The organism is Micromonospora mangrovicola, assembly GCF_047200535.1.
In the GTDB taxonomy this organism is placed as follows: Bacteria; Actinomycetota; Actinomycetes; order Mycobacteriales; family Micromonosporaceae; genus Micromonospora.
Map to the genome: position 1 here is coordinate 129,837 of NZ_JBJZOG010000005.1, position 21,188 is coordinate 151,024.

Here is a 21,188-nt window from a genome sequence, read left to right on the forward strand (position 1 = left end):
CACAATTTGTTCAACGGTTGAATTAAATGGCCCCGATGTGGCAGTGTCAAGTGGTGACCAGCACCAGCACCGGGGCGGTCCGGCAGGGCAGCCTCCGCGAGCTCAACCTGGCGGTGGTGCTCCGGCGGATCGCCGCCGCCGACCGACCGCCCTCCCGCGCCGAAATCGCCGCCGCGACCGGGCTGACCCGGGCCACCGTGTCCGCCGTCGTCGACGACCTGATCGGTGGCCGGCTGGTTGTCGAGGCGGAGCCCGCGCCGCGCAACGGGGCCGGGCGGCCGGCGCGCGGGCTGGTGCTGGCCGCCGACGGACCGGCCGGGCTCGGGCTGGAGGTCAACGTCGACTACCTGGCCGCCTGCGTGGTCGACCTGACCGGCGCGGTCCGCCAGCACCTGGTGCGCCGGGCCGACCTCCGCCCGGTCTCCCCCGCTGACACCCTGGACCGGCTCGCCGCACTCGCCGCCGAGGCCCGGGCCGCGGCGGTACGCGAGGGGCTGACCCTGGCCGGCGCGGCGCTCGCGGTGCCCGGCCTGGTCGGCGAGGGCGGCCTGGTGCGCCTGGCGCCGAACCTCGGCTGGCGGGACGTGGACGTCCCCGGGCTGCTCGCCGGGCACCCGCTCGCCGAGCCGGTGGACGGCATCCCGCCGCTGGTCGTGGACAACGAGGCGAACCTCGCCGCACTCGGCGAGCTGCACGCCGGCCCGCCCGGTTCGGGCAGCTTCCTGCATGTCTCCGGGGAGATCGGCATCGGTGCCGGGATCGTGCTCGACGGGACGCTGTACCGGGGCGCGCGGGGCTGGAGCGGCGAGATCGGTCACATCCCGGTCGACCCGCGGGGCCGCCCCTGCCGCTGCGGCGGGCAGGGCTGCCTGGAGCGGTACGCGGGCCAGGAGGCCATCCTGGCCGCCGCCGGACTGGCCGGCGCGGAGTTGCCCGCGGACACCGCCCCGACCCGGTTGGCCAACCTCGCCGAGGCCGGCGACCCGGCCACCCTGACCGCCCTGACCGACGCCGGCACCGCCCTCGGGGTGGCCGTGGCGGGCGTGGTGAACCTGCTGGATCTGGACACCGTGGTGCTCGGCGGCGGATACGCCCCGCTCGCCCGGTGGCTGTCCCCGCCGGTGGTGGCGGAGGTCTCCCGTCGGGTGCTCACCGCCGCGTGGTCGCCGGTCACGGTCCGCCCGGCGGCGCTCGGCGCGCAGTCCGCGGCGGTCGGCGGGGCGGCCTCGGTGGTCCGCCGGATCGTCGAGCGTCCGGTCGGCTGGCTGGCCCGCACCGGCTGATCCGGCGTCTCTCGAAGGGCGAGCACCTACCCCGGCTCGGTACGCTTGCCAGAAGGCAATCGACCCGCGACCGAGGAGTACACCGACACCATGCGCACAGGTCGACCGGCTGGGGCACCCGGCGAGCAGCGGTGACGACCGCCCGACGAGGTGGTCTCACCGGGCCGGTGAGCGGCGGCGGCCAGACCTCCCGAGCCCGGGTGCGGCGCACCGCCGACACCGCGCTGCCGGCCGACACGCACCTCGCCCGTGAACTCCTGGACGGGCTCGCCGAGGCGGTCGTGACCACCGACCGGGCCGGCATGGTGACCCTGGCCAATACGATGGCCGCGGAACTGCTCCCCGAACTCCGCCCCGGCGCGGACCTGGCCCGCTGCGCGGTGCCCGCGCTGGCCCGCGCGGTCCAGGAGGGCACCGAGACCTTTGACGCCGAGCATCACGGCCGGCGGCTGCGCGGCGTGCGACGTGGCCTGGCCGGTGGTCGCCACGCCTGGTACGTACGGGACGTCAGCGAGGAGCGGGAGCGCGCCGACGCCCTGCTGGCCGAGCGCTCCCGGACCGCCTTCCTGGCCCAGGCCGGCAGCCGGCTCGGGCTCTCCCTGCACCGCGACCAGACGCTGCGGGCCGCCGTCACCCTGCCGGTGCCCTACCTCGCCGACGTCGCGGTGCTCGTGCACCGCCCGCCGCCCTCGACGGAGGACGAGCCGCGCTGGATCCGGTACGCCGAGGGCGACCCGGGCCCGGCCACCGGCATCGGCGACTGGGGGACGCTGGAATCCGTTCCCGGGCTGATCGAGGCGCTCGAGGGAAAGGCCACCGAGCCCAGCCCGCGGCTGAACGCGGAACTGGCCGAGCTGGCCGACGTGCTGCCCGAGGGCTTCGGCCGGCCGGGCACGCTGTTGATCAGCCCGATGCTCAGCGCCGGCGGGCTGGCCGGCGCACTGGTGCTGGTCCGCCGGGCTGACCGGGCCGGCTTCGACCAGCGGGAGATCGAGCTGGCCCGGGAGTTCGCCGCCCGGGCGGGCGCGGCGCTGGCCGCCGCCGAGCTGTACGGCGAGCAGGCCCACCTGGCCCGCGTCCTGCAGAACAGCCTCCTCCCGCCGGATCTCCCTTCGGTCGACGGCATGACGCTGGCCGGCGGCTACCGCGCGGCCGGGGACAGCCTGCGCATCGGTGGTGACTTCTACGACCTCTTCCCGACCGGCGCGGGCGCGCTCTTCGCCCTCGGCGACGTCTGCGGCAAGGGCGTCGGAGCGGCCGTGCTGACCGGCCGGGTACGCCAGTCGCTGCAGACCCTGCGCCTGGTCGAGCAGCGCCCGCTGGAGCTGATGAGGCTGCTCAACCGGGCGCTGGTCGACGCGCCGGACGCCGCCCGGCGGGCCCAGTTCACCACCCTGCTGCTGGGCACCCTCACCCGTGAGCCGGACGGTGGACTGCTGGCCCGGATGGCCGGCGGCGGGCACCCGGCACCGCTGGTCGTCCGGGCCGACGGCACCGTCGAGCAGGTCAGGATGGGCGGCATGCCGGTGGGCGCGCTGGCCGCCGCCCGCTTCGTCGAGGCCGAGGTGCGGCTGTACCGGGGGGACCTGCTCCTCGCGTACACCGACGGGGTGACCGGTGCCCGGGGTGGCCCGAGCGAGCTGGAGATGTTCGGCGCGGCACGGCTACGGCAGGCGCTCGCCTCCGGTGCCGGCCTGCCACCGGCCGCGCTGGTGGACCGGCTGCTCCAACGGGTCGACGAGTGGCTGGACGGGCAGGTGCACGACGACATCGCCATGCTCGTGGTGACGCCCGCGTGACGGCCTCGTCCGGGATCGGGCCGGACACAGTCGCGGCGTACCCCGACCGGCTGGACCGCGCCGACCCGGCCGGCGCCGTACGGCTGGCCACCGGGCTGCTGGACGGCGGCTGCCCGCGTGGGCGCACACCGGTCCCTCGCCGCCGTGCGCGCCCCGGCCGACCACCTGCGGGCGGCCCGCGCCACGGTCCCCGCCGGCTGAGTTCAGGCGGTACGGGCGGCCGGCGGCTCCCCGGCTGCCGGCTCCCCGGCCTCCGCCCGGTCCGCGAGCGATTCGCCGGACGGCTGCAGCCCCGCCCAGCCCTCGGTGGCGGCGGCCTCACCCTGGCGCGCCACCTCGTCGAACTCGCGCATCCCGCGCAGCAGCGCCGCGCGCCCCTCCGGAGTCATCCCGGTCAGGATCTGGTCCAGCCGGTACCGCCGCTCGGCACGCAGTTCGGCCAGCAGCCGGTTCGCCGCCGGGGTGAGGTGCAGGGAGATCTCCCGCCGGTCGTACCGGCCCGGCTCCCGTTCCAGCATCCCCGCGGCCACCAGCCGGTCGCAGAGCCGGCTGGCGGAGGAGAGCAGCATGTCGGTCAGCGTGGCGAGGCGGCGAAGGTTGATCCCGTCATACTGTTCGACGACCATGACCGCACGTAACTGGGCGCCGGAGAGTCGGCTCGTCGTCCGCTCCCTGGCCGCCTCCCAGACGGCCAGCAGGGTACCCGCCGCCTCGTCCAGCGCGGCGGCCATACTCGCTTCAGGTCCGTGGGGACCGAGTTGTTCGGCCATGGTGCGCCCGAGACTACCCGGCGTGCCGGGGCGACGACCTGTGCAAAGGAGCAAAGATGAGCGGACCGGAGGATCGGGCGCGCCGGACCCTCACCGAGGCACCGGCGGACCTGCTGCTCGACCGGCTCGGCGTCGACCTGGAGCAGTCGTACGGGATCACCCACACCGAGCTCTACCAGGTCGACTACCGGTTGTCCGGGCTGCTGCCGCTGGGTGACGGCGAGCCGATCACCGCTCCGGGCCATCCCGCCTGGCGCTGTTTCGACCATCAGGAGCCGGTCGTCGCCGACGGCGCCGGCTGGTTCCCGGTCGGCATGCGCGGGGAGCGGCGCGGGGTGCTCCGGGTCTCGCCCGTGCCGGCCGACCCGGACGCGCTCCGGGAGCTGGACACGATCTCCACGGTGCTCGGCCACGAGCTGTCCGCCGTGATGGCCAGCACCGACATCTACCTGACCGCCCGGCGTACCCGCCGGTTGACGCTGGCCGCCGAGATGCAGTGGGAGCTGCTGCCCGGCCGCAGCCGGATCCGCCCGTCGTTCAGCCTCGCCGGCCAGCTGGAGCCGGCGTACGCGGTGCGCGGCGACAGCTTCGACTGGTCCGACGACGGCCACCGGCTCTGGCTGTCGGTGGTCAACGGTTCGGGCGAGGGGGTGGCCGCGTCCATGCTCACCTCGCTGGCCACCCATGCGCTGCGCAACGCCCGCCGCGCCGAACTGGGACTGGCCGACCAGGCCGCCCTGGCCGACCAGGCGATCTACGCGCTGCACCGGGGCGGGCAGCACCTCTCGGCGCTGCTGCTGGAGCTGGACCTGGCGACCGGCACGATGACCGTGGTCGACGCCGGCTCGCCCCGCCTGGTACGGCTGCGCGACGGTGAGGTGAGCGAGCAGGTCCTGGAGAAGCAGTTCCCGCTCGGCATGTTCGAGGGCACGGACTACCGGGAGCAGCAGTTCCAGCTGCGGCCCGGGGACCGGCTCTTCGTGGTCAGCGACGGGGTCGTCGACGCGACCGCGAAGCGAATCCGGTACGGCGAGACCGCGCTGGACCGCTTCCTGCGGCGCACCGGGCCGATGGAGCCGCTGGACGCGGTCCGCTCGCTGATCGGTGACCTGCGGGCCTTCGTCGCCGGGGACCTGGTCGACGACGCCGTGGTGGTCTGCCTGGACTGGTTGGGCCCGCAAAACTGACCAACCCCGACCGTGGTGCTCAGTACGCGCCGCGGCTGCGGACCACCGCGCCGAACGTCTTCCAGAGGATGGTCAGGTCGGCGGCGAGCGACCAGTTCTCGACGTAGTACAGGTCGAGCCGGATGCCGTCCTCCCAGCTCAGGTCGGACCGGCCGCTGACCTGCCAGAGGCCGGTCATGCCGGGCTTGACCAGGAGCCGACGGGCCACGTCGCCGTCGTACCGGGCCACCTCGGTGGGCAGTGGCGGGCGGGGACCGACCAGGCTCATCTGGCCGAGCAGCACGTTGACCAGCTGGGGCAGTTCGTCGAGGGACCACTTGCGCAGCAGCCGGCCGACCCGGGTGACCCGGGGATCGTCGCGCATCTTGAACATCAGGCCGTCGGTCTGGTTGCGCGCGGCCAGGTCGGCCAGCAGGGCGTCGGCGTTGACCACCATGGTGCGGAACTTGAAGACGCAGAACTCCCGGCCGCCCTGCCCGACCCGGACCTGCCGGAACAGCACCGGCCCCCGGCTGTCCAGCTTGATGGCGAGCGCGAGGACCGCCAGGACCGGCAGCAGCAGGAGCAACGCCACCAGCGCGATCGACCGGTCGACAAGCCCCTTGACCAGCTTCCGGCCGCCCCGGAACTCGGGCGCCTCGACATGGATCAGCGGCAGCCCGGCGACCGGGCGGGTGTGGATGCGCGGGCCGGCGACGTCGGTCAACGCGGGGGCCACGACAAGGTTGACGCCGGTGCCCTCCAGCTGCCAGCCGAGCCGGCGCAGCCGGGTCGCGGTCAGCTCGCCGGAGGCGGTGACCGCCACGGTGTCCGCACCGATCGCGGTGGCCGCCTCGGGGATACCGCGGAACGAGCCGACCACCGGTACGTCGTCCAGCCGCTGCGGCACCGGGGCGAGCAGCGCGTCCGGGATGCAGGCGCCGACCACCTGGTAGCCGGCGTACGGCTCGCGGCGCAGGGTGTGCACCAGCTCCAGCACGTGCGCGGTGTCGCCCACCACGAGCACCTTGCGCGACCAGCCGCCGCCCCGGCAGCGCGCCTGGTGCAGTTGCTTGCGCGCGGCGAACCGGGCCAGCTCCAGGCCGATGGTGCCCACCCCGAAGGAGATGGCCAGGAAGCCCCGGGAGACCTCCACGTCGACGATGTAGCCCACGATGGCGGTGCCCCCGGCCAGCCGCAGGCTCGCCGAGCTGACCCGCCGGTACTCGTCGGCGCCGTAGCCGAGCACGCGGTCGTCGTAACACCGCATCGCCCGCAGCGAGACCAGCCAGACCAGCAGCAGGCCGGGCGCGACCACCGGGTACGGGATCGCCGAGCCGACCGCCTCCTGCTCGCCGAAGCGGCCGACGTAACCCAGCAGGATGGCCGCCGCCAGCACGGTCGTGTCCAGCACCGTGAGGGCGCGGACGTAGGTCCGCTCCGCGGCCCGCGTCGCCGGGCCCGGACGACGGTCCCTCGGCCCCGCTGCCGCTGGGGCGGGGGTCAACAGCGTCGCCGACGTCACCGGCCCTCCCCACGTCACACCGGACGGCCCCGCACCGCACGGCCCCGCTGGCGAGCCGGCGACTCAGAGCACCCGGACATCTTGCCTCGGTAATTGTGGACACCGATTGCTTCGGACGTATTGCCGTCAGTTTTCCCGCGCCCGGACGGCCCGGATAGCATTCCGCCGTACCGGATTTCCCGATACGGCGGAATTCTTACGCTGACTGTCGACTCAGCGAGGGGCTGGCGGCCGCAGGGCGATCGCCTGGAGGAAGATCTCGCCGATCTTGGTCGGGTCGATGGTTACGAAGGTCCGTCCGCCGGTGACCTCGGTGATCGGGTCGAGTTCCGCCTTGCTGACGTCCTTCCCGATGCCGATGATGATCACCTGCACCGGCTGCTCCGGGTCGCGGAGCTTCTTGAGCTGCTCGATGAGCTTCTTCTGGCTGATGCCGTTGTCGTCGTCGTTCTCGCCGTCGGTGAAGAGCACCACCGAGTTGACCTTGCCCGGCTCCCAGTCCTGCTGGACCTCCTTGTAGGCGGCCAGCAGCGTGTCGTAGAGGCCGGTGTTGCCGCGCGACGGCGTGACTGACGCCAGGCCCTGCTGCAACGCACGCCGGTTGCTGGACAGCGGCTTGATCGGCACGATCTCGCGGTAGTCCTGCGAGCCCTGGAGATTGGTGGAGAAGGTCCAGAGACCGATCGACCAGGAGTCGTCGAAGAGCGACAGGCCCTGGCTGGCGGCAGCCACGGTGACCTGCTCCCGGCTGGCGCCGTTGGCGGTGGCCACCGGCGACTTCATCGAGCCGGAGACATCGATGACGCTGAGCATACGGCCGGACTGGGTGGCCACCGCCCAGGTGCTGGTGGCCTTCTGGATCTGGATCGGGTCCAGGTCGGCCGCGCCGCCCTGGCCGGTGGGCGGGACGGCGGTGCCGCCGTTGGCCGGGCTCGGCGCGCCCTGCGGCGCCTTGAACCCCTGGCCCCAGTTGCCGTCCGGCGCGCGCAGCGACTGTGCGGCCAGGCGATTCTTGAAGCCGGGAGTGGTCAGCACCTCGAAGAGCACCTTCGCGGCCGACGCCTTGGCCGGCTCGATGCCGGGCAGCACCGCGAACGGATAGTCCAGCGGCATCGGCGACGGCTCGAGGTAGAGCGCGGCCAGCGGAATCGGCGGCTCGGTGCTGTTGTAGGCGATCACGTCCTCCTCGGACAGCGCCGCCGCACCCAACCCGTTGGCGATCGCCGTCGGGTCCTTCGAGCGCGGGAAGCGGGCGAGGAGGTCCTGCCGCAGGGACGAGCGGTTGGTCGCCAGCGCCCGCAGCGCGCCGATCATGGCCTCCTGCGCGTCCGGGGAGCCCGAGTTGCCGGTCGAGCTGGCGGCGGTGGTCAGCGAGAGCAGCCCGGACAGGCCGGCCGCGTCCTGGGTCGGCTCCACGATGCCGGCGTGCAGCCCCCTGTCACTGGTGACCTGCTTCAACAGGTCGGTCCAGGAGAGCTTCTTGTTCGGCCAGCCGAACCGGGTGGCCACCGGCTCGGGCACCGCGATCACCACCGGGCTGCGCGCGACCGAGGCCCCGTTGGCCGGGGCGAAGGCGGTGGCCCCGCCGGACTTGAGGCGCAGCAGCCAGCTGGACGAGTCCGGCACCCAGATGTCCGGCGTCACCGCGGTGCCGCTGGCCTGACCGACCCCGGCGAGGGTGGCGCCGTGCTTGCTCGCCACGGCGGCGGCCACGTCGACCGACTCCGAGCCCGTGACGTTGACCGCGATGCAGGTCCCGCCGACCGCCGCCCCGTCGGCGACCCACTGATCGGCCGCCCCCTTGATGGCGGGGGCGATCTCCGGAGCCGCCGCGAGCGTCAGCTGGATTTTCCCGGAGCAGGACGGCCCCGCCAGCTGCTGGTAACCGAACCAGGAGCCGGCTACGACGAGGACCAGGGCGGTGGCCGCCGCGGCGGCACCTGCCCCACGGAGGCTTGAACGCATGCGATGGCGGCCAGACACGGTGACCATCTTGCGTATCTCGTGGGGTTACTGCCACGTCCGTTCGGACGAAAGTTACGCAGGAGAAACAGTTGATCGCCAAAAAGTCACCTTGAGTGACTGATCAGTCATCGGACGTGACGCGGCTCCACTGGGGACAGCGCCCGAGCGCCTTGATCCGTTACGGCCGGACGCACGTCGGACTCGCCGCCGGCACCGGCTCGCCCACCGGCTCCGGCACCCCGGTGGCGGGATCCACCCGAAAGATCCTGATCATGTCGGCCCGCTCGTCGGCGACGTACAGGTGTTCACCCGCGAGGGCGAAGTGCCGGGGCCACTCCCCACCGGTGTCGACCTCGGTCACCAGCTCGGGGGTCTCGCCGGAGATCGCGAAGACGGCCACCGTACCCACCCCACGATTGGCGACGTAGAGATGACGCCCGCCCGGGCCGACGGTCACCTCGGAGGGCTGGACGTGCCCGGCCCGCCCGCTGGCATCCACCCGGACCCGCTGGTGCAGCGCGCCGTCCCCGGTCAACTGGTAGCCGGTTACCGTCCCGTCCAGCTCGCCGACCAGCCAGCAGCGCCGCCCGTCGGGGTGCCGGGCCAGGTGCCGGGGACCGGTGCCGGCCGGTGTCCGCACCCGTGGCGCCCGGGGCACCAGCCGCCCCGAGGCGTCGTCGAGGTCGTACCGGTAGACCGAGTCGGTGCCCAGGTCGACGGCGAGCAGCGGGCCGCCGTCCGGACCGGGCGAGACCATGTGGCAGTGCGCCTTCTCCTGCCGCTGCGGGTCGGCGCCGTGCCCCTCGTGCCGGACCAGGTCGCTGCGGTCCCCTGGCACGCCCTCGGCGTCGAGCGGGAAGACGGCCACGCTGCCGCCGCCGTAGTTCGCCACCATCAGGTGCCGCCCGTCCGGGACCACCGCCAGGTGGCAAGGCTCGGCCCCGCCGGTGTCGCGGACGCCCAGCGGCTCGAGGCCACCGTCCGGCGCCGTCCGGAACGCGCTGACCCGACCGTCGGCCCCCTCGTTGACCGCGTACAGCACGGGCAGCGCCGGGTGCCGGACCAGGAACGACGGGGACGGCGTGACCGCCACCGTGCCGAGGGGGGTCAACGCCCCCGTCGCCGGATCGCGGCGGGCGGCGGCGATGCCCTCGGCCCGCCCGCCCATCTCCGCCGTGTATCCGCCGATGTGGACGATCGTGTGCTGCCCGGTCATCGGTCCCACCTTCCGCCGCCACCTGCGTAGATCCAACCAGAGGCTTCCCCGGGAGCCGGGCGGTTAGCCTTCTTTTCCCGGACCGGTTTCGCACGACCGGCGCGCCTCGGGCGGGCGGGGCCGGATCAGCCCACCGGCACCGGCTCGCCGCGCTGCCGGGCGACGTGCTCGACCAGCGAGATCAACACCAACTTCCCGGACTGCCGGTCCCGGGCGTCGCAGAGCATGAGCGGCACCTGCTGGTCCAGGTCCAGCGCGGCACGAACCGCCTCCAGGCTGAACCGGCGGGCGTCGTCGAAGCAGTTGACCCCCACCACGAAGGGAATGCCGCGCTGCTCGAAGTAGTCGATCGAGGGAAAGCAGTCGGCCAGCCGCCGGGTGTCCGCGAGCACCACCGCGCCCAGGGCGCCGAAGGCCAGCTCGTCCCAGAGAAACCAGAACCGGTCCTGGCCCGGGGTGCCGAAGAGATAGACCTGAAGGTCGTCGTTGATGGTGATCCGGCCGAAGTCCATCGCCACCGTGGTGGTCGACTTCCCCTCCACCCCGGAGAGGTCGTCGGTGCCGACCCCGGCGTCGGTCAGCACCTCCTCGGTCTGCAGCGGCCGGACCTCGCTCAACGCGCTCACCAGCGTCGTCTTGCCGGCCCCGAATCCGCCGGCGATGAGGATCTTCAGGGCCAGCGGGAGCCGCGCGGCGGGCGCCGACCGGTCAAAGCGCACGGAGTCCACTGACCACCGCCTTGAGGATGTTGTCGTCGGGCAGATACGCGGCGGTCGGCGGCTGGTGCACCGCGACGAGCCCACGGGCGACGAGGTCGCCGAGCAGCACGCGGACCACGCCCACGGCGAGGTCCAGGTCGGCGGCGAGGTCGGCCACGGCGACCGGACGCCGGGCCAGGTCGACCAGGCGGCGGTGCTCGGGCTGGAGGCCCGGCTGGCCGGTCACGTCGGCCGCCGGCCCGGCCAGCACGAACGCCACCAGGTCGAAGCCCGCGACCGACGGTCGCACCCGACCCCCGGTGAGGGTGTACGGCCGCACGACCGGCCCGGCGTCACCGTCGAGCCACTCGTGCTGCGGGCCCGGCGACTCAGCCCGCATTACCGACCTCCGTCGCCGTCCGGGCGGGAGCGCTGAGATTCTCGCCGACCCGGATCACCAGCATCGCCATCTCGTACGCCACCAGACCGATGTCGGCGTCGGCGTCACTCGCCACCGCCAGGCAGGCCCCCTGCCCGGCGGCCGTCACAAAGAGGTACGCCGACTCCATCTCCACCACTGTCTGGCGGACCGCGCCGCCGTTCAGGTGGCGGGTGGCGCCCTTGGCCAGGCTGGAGAAGCCGGAGGCGAGGGCGCAGAGGTGCTCCGCGTCGTCCTGGCCCAGCTCGGCGGACGCACCGAGCAGCAGCCCGTCCGCCGACAGCACCACCGCCTCGCGGGCGGCCGGCACCCGCTCCACCAGGTCGTCGAGCAACCAGTCGAGATCGGCGTTCTGCCGCGTCGTGTGCACCACTAGGCGTCCTTCTCAGTCTCGGTCGGGGGTTCCGGAGCCGGAGCCGGCGCCGGCGCCGGCGGGGAGGGGTCGGCGGCGGTGCGGGCGCCGTCACGGCGGCCCTGGGCGGTGCCGGCCTGGAGCGCGGACATGGCCCGGCGCGCCTCCTCGGGCGAGCGCGGCGCGGCAGCGTCCGCGACGAGCGGCCGGGGGCGGTTGACCGGTCCCCGCCGACGGACCCGACGCGGCAGTCCGTCGCCGTCGGCAGGAGCCTCCACCGCGGAGGGCCGGCCGGCCGGCAGCGGCACCACGGCCGACTCAGGGCGGTCCCGACCGGGCCGGACGGCCCGCGGCCGCGGCACCGTGCTCAACCGGGTCACCTTCGCCATCCGCCGCTCGTCGGGCGACGTACCGGCGCCCGGGCCGGTCGAGACCAGCGCCGGCTCCTTGGTGATCAGGTCGGCCGGGATGAGCACCACGGCGGTGACCCCGGCCGGGGCGACCACCCGCAGCTCGACCCGGACACCGTGCCGGGCGGCGAGCCGGGCGACCACGAAGTGGCCCAGCCGGGCGCTGTCCGCCGGGTCGAACTCGGGAGACCGGGACAGCCTGCGGTTCGCCTCCGCCAGGGCCTGCGGCGACATGCCCAGCCCGTGGTCGGTGATCTCGATGGTGTACCCGCCGGGCACGGTTCGCCCGGTGATGTCCACCCGGCTGCCCGGCGGGGAGAAGGAGGTGGCGTTCTCGACCAGCTCGGCGAGCAGGTGGATGACGTCGCCGACGGCCCGGCCGAGCATCCCGGCCGGCTGCACGTCCCCCACGTCCACCCGGTCGTACGCCTCCACCTCGGAGATGGCACCGCGGATCACGTCGACGGCGGCGACCGGGTTGCGCCAGCCCCGGCCCGGAGCCGCGCCGGCGAGGATGACCAGATCCTCGGCGTGCCGCCGGAGCCGGGTGGCCAGGTGGTCGACCTGGAAGAGCCCGGCCAGCTCGTCCGGGTCCTCGGTCTGCCGCTCCAGCCGGTCCAGCAGGGCCAGCTGCCGGTGCACCAGGCCCTGGCTGCGCCGGGCGATGTTGAGGAAGACCTCGTTCAGCCCGCGCCGGAGGGTGACCTCATCGACGGCGGACTTGAGGGCGGTGCGGCGTACCTCGTTGAAGGCCCGCCCGACCTCGCCGATCTCGTCGCCGCCGTGGTCCAGCTCGGGCGCCTCCCGGGAGAGGTCCACCTCCTCACCGCGGCGCAGCCGGGCGACCACGTCGGGCAGCCGGTGCTCGGCCATGTCCAGCGCGGCGGTGCGGACGCCGGTGAGCCGGCGGGCCAGCGACCGGCCGACCCGCAGCGCGATCAGGACGCAGATGACGATGGCGAGCAGGCCGAGCACCCCCGCGGCGGCCAGCCGGACCAGGATGCCGATCGCCATCGGCACGGACCGCTCGGCCAGCCCGTCGGCGCCGCGCAGCTCGAAGTCACGCAGGCCCTGCCAGGCCCGGGCCTGGCTGTTCTCCCAGGCCCGCACGTCCAGCCTGGCCGGCAGTTCGGGGCTGCGGATCAGGGTGTCCTGCAGGGCACGCAGCCGGACGAAGTCCGGACCCTCGGTGAGTCGCTGGTACGCCGCCCGTTCCGACCCGGGCAGGTCGGCCACGGCGGTCTCGGCCAGGAACCGCTGGTTCTCGATGGTGCGCACCAGCTGCTCGTGCTCCCCCTCGCCGTACCGGCCGGCGGTGATCGCGCCGGCCAGCAGTGCGTCGGCCTGGCCGAGCAGCTCCCGGGACCGGCCGAGCGCGGTGAGCGCCAACGCCTCCCGGTTGAGCTGGACATCGGGCATCGCGGCCATGGCGGAGAACGCCTGGAAGGCGGTGTTGATCATTCCGCTGTAGAGGCCGATCGCTCCGGCACGGTCCACCTTGCCGGCGTCGATGAAGCCCCGGCCCGCGGGTAGCGCGTCAAGCGCGGAGACCAACTGGTCGAGGCGGGCGTCGAGCAGGTCGTCGGCGGCGTCGCGCAGGTCGTCACCGTCGACCCGGCGGCGCAGTTCGGCGACCGCCCGGTCGGTACGGGCCCGCTGCTCGGCCAGGGCGGGAAGGGTCGTGTCGCCGGCGAGCTGGACGACCGAGAGCCGGCGTTCCCGTTGCAGCTCGGCTACCACCGTCTCACCCGGACGGCCCAGGTCGTAGAGGTAGGTGCGGGCGGCCAGCAGGTTGAGCGCCGGCCCGAAGGTCAGCGTGGTGGCGAAGATCCAGAGCGCCAGCAACGCGGTCACCGGACCGATGACCAGCGCGGTCAGCTTGGCGCGGATCGGCCAGTCACGGGTGTTCATCAGACCTCGCCCGGAAGGTGTCGCAGGAGTGGCGCCGACATCTTCCGGAAGCTGCCCGGCCACGACGCCGGCCCCCGGCTCAGGCGCCTTGGGCAGGATACGTAATCACCGACGGATGCACTACCGGCCGTCTCGCCGGGGACTACCGTCCGAGATGGTCCCGTGTGGACGCCGTTCGACGCGGGCGGACCACCGAAAGCGGCCGGCGGAGCGCGCGCCTGGTCGTGGGACCGGGTGCCGGCCTTCGGGTGCCCCGGCGGCACCCCACGGCGGTCCCCTTTTCTGGAATCAGCCAAGTTCTCCCCGGGGTCGCCCGGCCGCCCGGAGGTTTCACCCGGGGAATCGCCGACGGAAAGTCGGCCGGATCGGGATTGGCGATCACCACACGGAGGGAATACCAGGCGGCGAAGGAGGAGCCATGTCGCCCACGCAGGTAGTCGTCACAGTCATCGTCGTTCTCATCATCGCGGCGCTGGCCGCGATCGCCGTCGTGGCCAGCCGCCGGCGGGCTCTCCGGCAACGCTTCGGCCCCGAGTACGACCGGGCCGTCGCGGAGCAGGACAGCCGGTCCGCCGCCGAGCGGGAGCTGCGCGATCGGGAGCGCCGCCACGCCGAACTGGAACTCACCCCGCTCAGCCCGGAGTCCCGGGCGAAGTACGCCGCGGCCTGGGAGGAACTCCAGGTCCGCTTCGTCGACTCCCCCACGGAGACCGTGGGCGAGGCCGACGAGCTGGTCAGCCGACTGATCGCCGAGCGCGGGTACCCGACCGGCGAATTCTCCGAGCAGGCCGCCCACCTCTCCGTCGAGCACGCCCGCACCCTGGACCACTACCGGGACGCCCACGAGATCCGGCTGCGCAACGAGCGCGGCGAGGCCAGCACCGAAGACCTCCGGCAGGCGCTCGTGCACTACCGGGCCCTCTTCGCCGACCTGCTCGGCGAGGACCCGGTTGCTGCGGAGCCCCCGGAGCAGCGCCACCCCGACCACGAGCACGAGCAGGACGTAACGAGCCGCTGAGGAGGCCGCCGCCATGCGCCAGGAAGAGCAGCAGATCACCCAGGAGCACCCCGAGGCCGTCCGGTCGGAGCCGGTGGCCGTACCCCCGCCCGGTGAGGTCGACGAGAACGGCCACCGGAGCGACCGGGACGACGTACCCGAGGACGCGCTGGACGACCGGGGCACCTTCGACGACCCCGCGGTGAGCGGCGATCGTGCCGACGACCGCAACGCCGACGATCCGGACGAGCTGGACGAAACCCGGGACACCCGGGACGCGGAAGCCGCCGACGCCGACGGGGACGGCCGGACCGAGTACCACGATCCGGCGCCGCTGCCGACGGCGTTCGGGGCGACCACGGTGGGCGACGCGGTGGCCGCCTCCGCGATGGCCAGCGGTCGGCCCGAGGACGAGCGCGACCCGCGCGGCGAGGACACCGCGGTGCCGGGCGACGGCGCTCCCGGGCGGACCGACGCCCTCGACGACGAGCGGGCCGACCCGACGGCCGGCGACCGGCTGCACGACCCGGACCGCTGGGCGGACGAGGACTCCGGCGCGGCGCGCGACGACGCGCCGGAGGCCGGCGCGGTCGGGTACGGCAGCGCGGAGCCGGAGATGGTCGACCCGGACGCCAGCGCCGCCGCGGCCGGCGCGGGCGCGGCCGGCATGGCCGACGCCGCGGCCTCGACGGCCCGCCCCACCCCGGGCGCGGTGCCTTCCGACGCTGCCACCCTCTTCGCCCCCGAGGCCGCGCAGGGCTTCCGGGACCGCTGGCGGGATGTGCAGCTGCGCTTCGTGGACGACCCGAAGGCCGCGGTCGGCGAGGCGCAGTCGCTGGTCGACGAGGCCATGGAGGCGCTCGCCGTCGCGCTGCGGGAGCAGAAGAGCAAGCTGGGCGGCTGGCAGGAGTCCGGCTCGACCGACACCGAGCAGCTCCGGGTGGCCGTACGCGGCTACCGCGACTTCCTGGACCGGGTCCTGGGCCGCTGAAGCCCTCCACCACGGAGCCCCGGCCGGTTCGCGGCCGGGGCTCCGGCGTGTGGAGCAGATCGCACTTCCCGGCATGAAATTTCGCAAACCGGGTACCTGCGGGCGCAGCACCGCGCTACGGAGGGAGGCCCGGCATGGGTGGCGGCCTACGGCTGAACATGAACGCCTTGGACTACCTGATCCTGGCGCTCTACTTCGTCACGGTGCTGGGCGTCGGTTTCGCGGCCCGGCGCGCGATCCGTACCAGCGTCGACTTCTTCCTCTCCGGCCGGTCCCTGCCCGCGTGGGTGACCGGCCTGGCGTTCATCTCGGCGAACCTGGGCGCGCTGGAGATCATCGGCATGGCCGCCAACGGCGCCCAGTACGGCGTGATGACGGTCCACTACTACTGGATCGGCGCCGTCCCGGCGATGGTCTTCCTCGGCATCGTGATGATGCCCTTCTACTACGGCTCCAAGGTCCGCAGCGTCCCCGAGTACCTGCGGCTGCGCTTCAACCGCCCGACGCACCTGCTCAACGCGATCAGCTTCGCGATCGCCCAGGTGCTCATCGCCGGGGTGAACCTGTACGCGCTGGCCCTGATCATGGAGGCGCTGCTCGGCTGGCCGCTCTGGGTGGCGATCGTGGTGGGCGCGCTGATCGTGCTCGCGTACATCACCATCGGCGGGCTCTCCGGGGCGATCTACAACGAGGTGCTCCAGTTCTTCGTGATCGTCGCCGGGCTGGTGCCGATCACCGTGCTCGGCCTGATCAAGGTGGGCGGCGTGTCCGGCCTGATGGACGCGGTGCGCGGCTCCAAACTCGGCGACGCCGGCCTGCACGCCTGGCAGGGCACCGGCAGCTCGGACAACCCACTCGGCGCGCACTGGCTGGGCATCGTCTTCGGCCTCGGCTTCGTGCTTTCGTTCGGCTACTGGACCACGAACTTCGCCGAGGTGCAGCGGGCGCTGTCCGCGCGCAACATGAGCGCCGCCCGCCGGACGCCGATCATCGGCGCGTACCCGAAGCTGCTCATCCCGGCGGTGACCGTGATCCCCGGCCTGATCGCCCTGATCACCGTCAAAGGGCTGGGGGCTGACCAGGGCGCCCTGGTCTACAACAACGCCATCCCGCTGCTCATGCGCGACCTGCTGCCCAACGGGGTGCTCGGCATCGCGGTGACCGGTCTGGTCGCCTCGTTCATGGCCGGCATGGCCGCCAACGTCAGCGGCTTCAACACGGTCTTCACCTACGACATCTGGCAGGCGTACTTCCGGCGGGACCGCTCGGACGAGTACTACGTCAGGGTCGGCCGGCTCGCCACCGTCGCGGCGGTGGTGGTCGGCATCGGGACGGCGTTCATCGCGGCCGGCTTCAGCAACATCATGAACTACATCCAGGCCCTCTTCTCGGTGTTCAACGCGCCACTGTTCGGCACCTTCATCATCGGCATGTTCTGGAAGCGGATGAGCGCGCTGGCCGGCTTCTGGTCCCTGCTCTCCGGCACCGTGGTGGCGATCGCGACGTACCTGCTCTACCGGGCCGGCGTGATCCACTTCAACTCCGACCTGGAGGAGAGCTTCTGGGGCGCGGGCCTGGCCTTCGTCACCGTGGCGGTGGTCGCCGTGATCGTCACCCCGCTGACCCGGCCGAAGCGCGACCACGAGTTGGAGGGGCTGGTGTACGGCCTGGCCGACACCACGCTGACGGACGACTCGCTGGCCGGCGACGCCGCCTGGTACCGCTCGCCGGTGCTGCTCGGCGTGGTCGCCCTTGTCCTCGCCGCCCTCTTCTACCTCCCGGTCTTCTGAGAGGGGACGCCCGATGTCCGACCACCGCGAGCACCACCACTACGACCGCGAGTCGTACGACCCGCTGGTCGAGGAGACCGAGGAGGAGCGGGACCGCTCCGCGGCGGCCCGCCTCTTCGATATCCGCCGGGTGATCGGCGGGCTGTTCGTCGCGTACGGGCTGATCGTGGGCCTGATCGGGCTCTTCGACTCGGCGGCGGAGATCGACAAGGCGCAGGGCGTCCGGATCAACCTGTGGGCCGGCCTGGTCATGCTGGTCTTCGGGCTGGCGATGCTCGGCTGGCAGTGGGTCAGCCCCAACCGGCCACCGAAGCCGCACCACGGCGAGGAACGCTGAACCCGACGCCGGGCCCGCATGCCCCGGCTCCCAGGGGGTACCCCGCATGGATCACGGAACGGGACAGGAGGGCAGCAGCATGACGGATCGTGACCGCTACGGCGGACGGCCGTTGGAGGAGACCCCCGAGGTGGCCGCGGCGGTGGACGACGACAGCACGGTGCCGCAGCTGCGGAGCGGCGGCACCGACCCGGACAATCCCGTCTTCACCGAGCCCGACGGCGCGGTGCCCGACACCGGGTCCCCGGACCTTCTCGGCGACCCGTACGCGGCCGGGACCGGCGCCACGGGCACCGGCACCGGGGCGGGCGGGGACAACATCCGGACCGGCGCGGAGCAGCCGTGGGAGCCGGAGGACCTGGTGATGGCCCGGGGCCAGGACCTCACCCCGGAGAACCTCGAACGGGCCCGCCGTGACCTGGCCGAGCTGGGCCGGGCGGCGATCGAGAAGACGGTCCCCTGACGCGCTGACCGCCGAGCGCGGGTCGGGCGCCTCCCGGACAGCCGGGGGCCCCTGGCCGACGTGGGCGTCGGCCAGGGGCCCGGGGAACCCGCGCGGCGGTGCCTCACTCCCGCCGCTGCGGGTGGGCCGGCCGCCGGATCAGGAGAGCGGCGGGTAGGCGTTCTGCATGAGCTCCTGGAACTGGGCCGGGAACCACGCACCGGAGATCGGGGCGTTCGGCAGGGCGCCGGTCAGGCTGTTGCCGTTGCGGGCGTTGCCGGTGTACGTCGGGTCGCACATCCGGTCGAAGCCCTTGCCCTCGTCGTTCGGGATGGCGGTGCTGGAGCCGTCCGACTCACCCGGGGGCTTCACCCAGACGTACGCGTCGATGCCCGACTCGGGGTTCGCCCTGGGACGCTCGCCGAGGCCCGCGCCGGCCTGGTTGCACCAGTTGCCGGCGTGGATCCGCCGGTCGATGCGGCCACCGTCGACGTAGGTGTCGACGCTGGTCGTCGCGCCCGGGCCGGTGGGCCGGGCGGAGCCGCCCCAGCCATTGCGGGAGGTGTCGATCAGCATGCCGATGTTGCTCTCGAAGCCGACCGAAACCAGCTTGTTGCGGAACGCCTGGGCGAAGGAGAGTTCGTCCACGTACTGGTTCCAGTCGATCCACTTGGACTGCCGGACGCTGGTGCCGTTCACCGTGTCGGTGATCTTGATGTACAGCTCCTTGAGCGCCGAGTAGTTCGCCGTGTTCACGATGAACCCGGTGACGTTGTGCACGGTGCTGCCGGAGGCGGTGGCCGCGGTCTTGAGGATGTCCGCGGTCGGGCCGAAGTTGCTGTCCCAGCCGATCCAGCCGTGGTGCGCCGCGTCGATGTAGTTGTAGACGTTGCCGATCGCGCCCAGCTTGGCCAGGGCGTAGCCGACGCCGTTCACGTACGCGCCGTTGGCCTTGACCGTGTCGCACATCGCGGTGCCGCCGGCGTTGCCCGAGGTGTTGGTCACCAGGTTGGGCAGCGAGTCGATCTCGATGATGTTGACGATCCGCAGGTTGCTGTACTTCGCGTCGCCCTGGATCGCCGCGATCGGGTCGATGTACTCGGCCTTGTAGCGGGGCAGCTCGTCCGGGCCCAGCTCACCGTTGGAGGCCAGCGCGGCGCAGTCCCGGCCGGGCAGGTTGTAGATGACGAACTGGATGTAGCCGGCACCCTGGGCGAGCGCGGCGTCCAGGTGGTCCCGCACGCCCATCGAGCCGTTGGAACTGCTGTTCGGGGTGCCGTTGATCGCGGCGATCCGGTCGAGCCAGACCGCGGTCGGGTTGTTCGACACCCGACTGCCGCCGGTCACCGACTCGGCCTTGGCCTTCCACTCCGGGTTGACGTACCCCTTGACCCCGGCGTACGGGTTGTCCGCCTTCTGTCCCGGCGGCGGGGTCGTCGGCGGGGGGCTCGACGGCGGCGGGCTGGAGGGCGGCGGGCTCGACGGCGGGGGAGTGGACGGCGGGGGGCTCGACGGCGGGGTGCCGCCGTTGCAGACCGTGCCGTTCAGGGTGAACGAGGTCGGCTTCGGGTTGCTGCCGCTCCACACGCCGTTGAAGCCGATGCTGACCGTGGTGCCGGACGGCACGGACCCGTTCCACGACTCGTTCTGGGCGGTGACGTTCTGGCCGCTCTGCGACCACTTCGCCGACCAGCCCTGCTGCACCTTCTGGCTGCTGTTCGGGAAGGTGAAGCCGAGGGTCCACGAACTCAGCGGGTCGCCGAGGTTCTTGATGTTGACGGTGGCGGTGAAGCCGCCGGGCCAGTCGCTGGTGGTGTAGTCCACGCTGCACTGGGTCGCGGCCTGCGCCGCGGTGACCGGGAGGGTCACCAGCCCACCGGCCACCAGGACGCCGGCGCTGGTCAGCGCGAGCGTCCGGCTCCGGCCGGACAGCCTTCTCCACAGATTCATGCCACTGATCTCCTTGGGCGAGACCGGATCCGCGTACGGCCCGGCGAAACGGCCCTCGGGACGTCCGCGAGGGACGACCGTCGGCGCCACGGGTGTCTTCGGGGGTGCCCGACCCGGACGGGCGTGGTGGTGGTGTGCGCAGCCGGCGTACCGGCCGGCCATGGTGTCGGACGTCGCCCGGTGGACCCGGTTGCCCTCGACGTCTGCGCTCGCGGTGTGGCTCCCGAACCGCGTGCAGCGATTCTTGCATGGGAGCGCTTCCATGGCAACGCCTCGATGCGCCGGAGGAACGCGCGGGGCGAACGGCGCGAGGCGGGACGGTGTGGCCGGGCGCCCCAGACAGGCCCTGACAGGTGGGGCCCGGCAGGGCGATGTCGCGGCGGGACGTCGGGGCGCAGGCACGCCACGGGGGTCGAGCCGGCCCGAAGACCGCAGGGGTCGCACTGGTGCCGCCATTGCCCTTCTAACACCCCGATGCCAACAAGAGCCAGCAAACTCCTAAACGCGAATCTTTCCTCGGATAACTCGTGAAACGGGCTAACGTCGGGCGTAGCTCGACTGTCGTCGGGTTCAGGACAAAGAGGGATGGAGTGACGCGGGTCATGGGAAAGAAGATGCTCGGGAAGGTCGTTGCGGGTGCCGCTCTCGGCGGCGCGTCCCTGCTGCTGTTCTCGCCCGGGGCGGCGAACGCGGCCGGACCCAGCGCGTACGTGGGCAACGCCGTTGCCAAGCCGCAGGTCAGTCTTCCTGAGACCTGCCCTGGGGACCACGGGGACTGGGACCACAAGGACTGGGACCGGAAGGACTGGGACCGGAAGGACGAGGACCGGAAGGACTTCGACTTCAAGAAGGACGGCAAGGACCGGGACGGCAAGGACCGGGACGGCAAGGACAAGGACCGCAAGGACCGGGACGGCAAGGACTGGCAGGGCTACGACACCTGGCAGCCGGAGGCCGACGGCCAGGGCGGGGGCATGGCCGACGACCAGTCGGACAAGGACCGGGACCGCAACGACCGGGACAACAAGGAGCACGACGGCAAGGACCGGGACCGCAAGGACCGGGACCGCAAGGACCGGGACCGCAAGGACCGGGACAACAAGGACCGGGACAACAAGGACCGGGACAACAAGGACCAGGACAACAA

General features: G+C 72.9%; 17 protein-coding genes and 1 pseudogene. 9 read left to right on the forward strand and 9 right to left on the reverse strand.

Annotation, left to right across the window (positions count from 1 at the left end; all coding sequences use genetic code 11):
* The first annotated feature begins 26 nt into the window (after positions 1 to 26).
* Both ACL02O_RS03870 and ACL02O_RS03875 read left to right on the forward strand, forming a co-directional pair.
* The gene (locus ACL02O_RS03870) at positions 27 to 1,283 is read left to right on the forward strand and encodes an ROK family transcriptional regulator (protein ID WP_412816534.1); all 1,257 of its coding nucleotides are present in this window, start codon (positions 27 to 29) and stop codon (positions 1,281 to 1,283) included.
* A gap of 131 nt (positions 1,284 to 1,414) precedes the next feature.
* Complete coding sequence (locus ACL02O_RS03875; protein WP_412816535.1) at positions 1,415 to 3,082, forward strand: PP2C family protein-serine/threonine phosphatase; 1,668 nt, start codon at positions 1,415 to 1,417, stop codon at positions 3,080 to 3,082.
* A gap of 203 nt (positions 3,083 to 3,285) precedes the next feature.
* Here the strand turns inward: ACL02O_RS03875 and ACL02O_RS03880 are convergent, their stop codons facing one another.
* Entirely contained in the window at positions 3,286 to 3,813 is a 528-nt protein-coding gene (locus ACL02O_RS03880) for a MarR family winged helix-turn-helix transcriptional regulator (RefSeq protein ID WP_412816536.1), read from the reverse strand.
* Positions 3,814 to 3,908: 95 nt separating this feature from the next.
* Between ACL02O_RS03880 and ACL02O_RS03885 the strand changes: the two genes are divergently transcribed.
* Complete coding sequence (locus ACL02O_RS03885; RefSeq protein ID WP_412816537.1) at positions 3,909 to 5,039, forward strand: PP2C family protein-serine/threonine phosphatase; 1,131 nt, start codon at positions 3,909 to 3,911, stop codon at positions 5,037 to 5,039.
* Positions 5,040 to 5,058: 19 nt separating this feature from the next.
* On the opposite strand, the gene ACL02O_RS03890 is transcribed toward ACL02O_RS03885, so the two are convergent.
* The 7 genes from ACL02O_RS03890 to ACL02O_RS03920 form a co-directional block, all read right to left on the reverse strand.
* The gene (locus ACL02O_RS03890) at positions 5,059 to 6,543 is read right to left on the reverse strand and encodes a sugar transferase (protein ID WP_412816538.1); all 1,485 of its coding nucleotides are present in this window, start codon (positions 6,541 to 6,543) and stop codon (positions 5,059 to 5,061) included.
* A 213-nt stretch (positions 6,544 to 6,756) separates the two neighbouring features.
* Positions 6,757 to 8,508 (reverse strand): substrate-binding domain-containing protein, encoded by a 1,752-nt coding sequence (locus ACL02O_RS03895; protein ID WP_412816539.1) that lies wholly within the window; start codon positions 8,506 to 8,508, stop codon positions 6,757 to 6,759.
* A 178-nt stretch (positions 8,509 to 8,686) separates the two neighbouring features.
* Positions 8,687 to 9,724, reverse strand: a complete 1,038-nt coding sequence (locus ACL02O_RS03900) for a lactonase family protein (protein ID WP_412816540.1) — start codon at positions 9,722 to 9,724, stop codon at positions 8,687 to 8,689.
* Between the two features lie 125 nt (positions 9,725 to 9,849).
* Positions 9,850 to 10,452: a GTP-binding protein gene (locus ACL02O_RS03905; protein ID WP_412816541.1), complete on the reverse strand. Its 603-nt coding sequence runs from the start codon at positions 10,450 to 10,452 to the stop codon at positions 9,850 to 9,852.
* A complete protein-coding gene (locus ACL02O_RS03910; RefSeq protein WP_412816542.1) occupies positions 10,433 to 10,822 on the reverse strand; it encodes a DUF742 domain-containing protein in 390 nt (129 codons plus the stop codon). Before ACL02O_RS03910 ends, ACL02O_RS03905 begins: the two co-directional genes overlap by 20 nt.
* A complete protein-coding gene (locus ACL02O_RS03915; RefSeq protein WP_412816543.1) occupies positions 10,812 to 11,234 on the reverse strand; it encodes a roadblock/LC7 domain-containing protein in 423 nt (140 codons plus the stop codon). The genes ACL02O_RS03910 and ACL02O_RS03915 overlap by 11 nt, the downstream gene beginning before the upstream one ends.
* Entirely contained in the window at positions 11,234 to 13,534 is a 2,301-nt protein-coding gene (locus ACL02O_RS03920) for a sensor histidine kinase (RefSeq protein WP_412816544.1), read from the reverse strand. The genes ACL02O_RS03915 and ACL02O_RS03920 overlap by 1 nt, the downstream gene beginning before the upstream one ends.
* A 418-nt stretch (positions 13,535 to 13,952) precedes the next feature.
* Between ACL02O_RS03920 and ACL02O_RS03925 the strand changes: the two genes are divergently transcribed.
* From ACL02O_RS03925 to ACL02O_RS03945, 5 genes are all read left to right on the forward strand, one after another.
* Positions 13,953 to 14,552 carry a hypothetical protein gene (locus ACL02O_RS03925; protein WP_412816545.1) on the forward strand — a complete coding sequence of 200 codons (600 nt, stop codon included), beginning with the start codon at positions 13,953 to 13,955 and terminating at the stop codon, positions 14,550 to 14,552.
* Between the two features lie 13 nt (positions 14,553 to 14,565).
* On the forward strand, positions 14,566 to 15,522 hold the full coding sequence (locus ACL02O_RS03930; protein ID WP_412816546.1) for a hypothetical protein: 957 nt from the start codon (positions 14,566 to 14,568) through the stop codon (positions 15,520 to 15,522).
* Positions 15,523 to 15,656: 134 nt separating this feature from the next.
* Positions 15,657 to 17,312 carry a sodium:solute symporter family protein gene (locus tag ACL02O_RS03935; RefSeq protein ID WP_412816547.1) on the forward strand — a complete coding sequence of 552 codons (1,656 nt, stop codon included), beginning with the start codon at positions 15,657 to 15,659 and terminating at the stop codon, positions 17,310 to 17,312.
* A gap of 13 nt (positions 17,313 to 17,325) precedes the next feature.
* Positions 17,326 to 17,649, forward strand: a complete 324-nt coding sequence (locus ACL02O_RS03940) for a hypothetical protein (protein WP_412816548.1) — start codon at positions 17,326 to 17,328, stop codon at positions 17,647 to 17,649.
* Between the two features lie 79 nt (positions 17,650 to 17,728).
* Positions 17,729 to 18,112: a hypothetical protein gene (locus tag ACL02O_RS03945; protein WP_412816549.1), complete on the forward strand. Its 384-nt coding sequence runs from the start codon at positions 17,729 to 17,731 to the stop codon at positions 18,110 to 18,112.
* 138 nt (positions 18,113 to 18,250) lie between these two features.
* Here the strand turns inward: ACL02O_RS03945 and ACL02O_RS03950 are convergent, their stop codons facing one another.
* On the reverse strand, positions 18,251 to 20,041 hold the full coding sequence (locus ACL02O_RS03950; protein ID WP_412816550.1) for a glycoside hydrolase family 6 protein: 1,791 nt from the start codon (positions 20,039 to 20,041) through the stop codon (positions 18,251 to 18,253).
* A 602-nt stretch (positions 20,042 to 20,643) separates the two neighbouring features.
* Here ACL02O_RS03950 and ACL02O_RS03955 point away from each other — a divergent pair.
* A pseudogene (locus tag ACL02O_RS03955) lies at positions 20,644 to 21,188 on the forward strand (hypothetical protein); the annotation flags it as partial.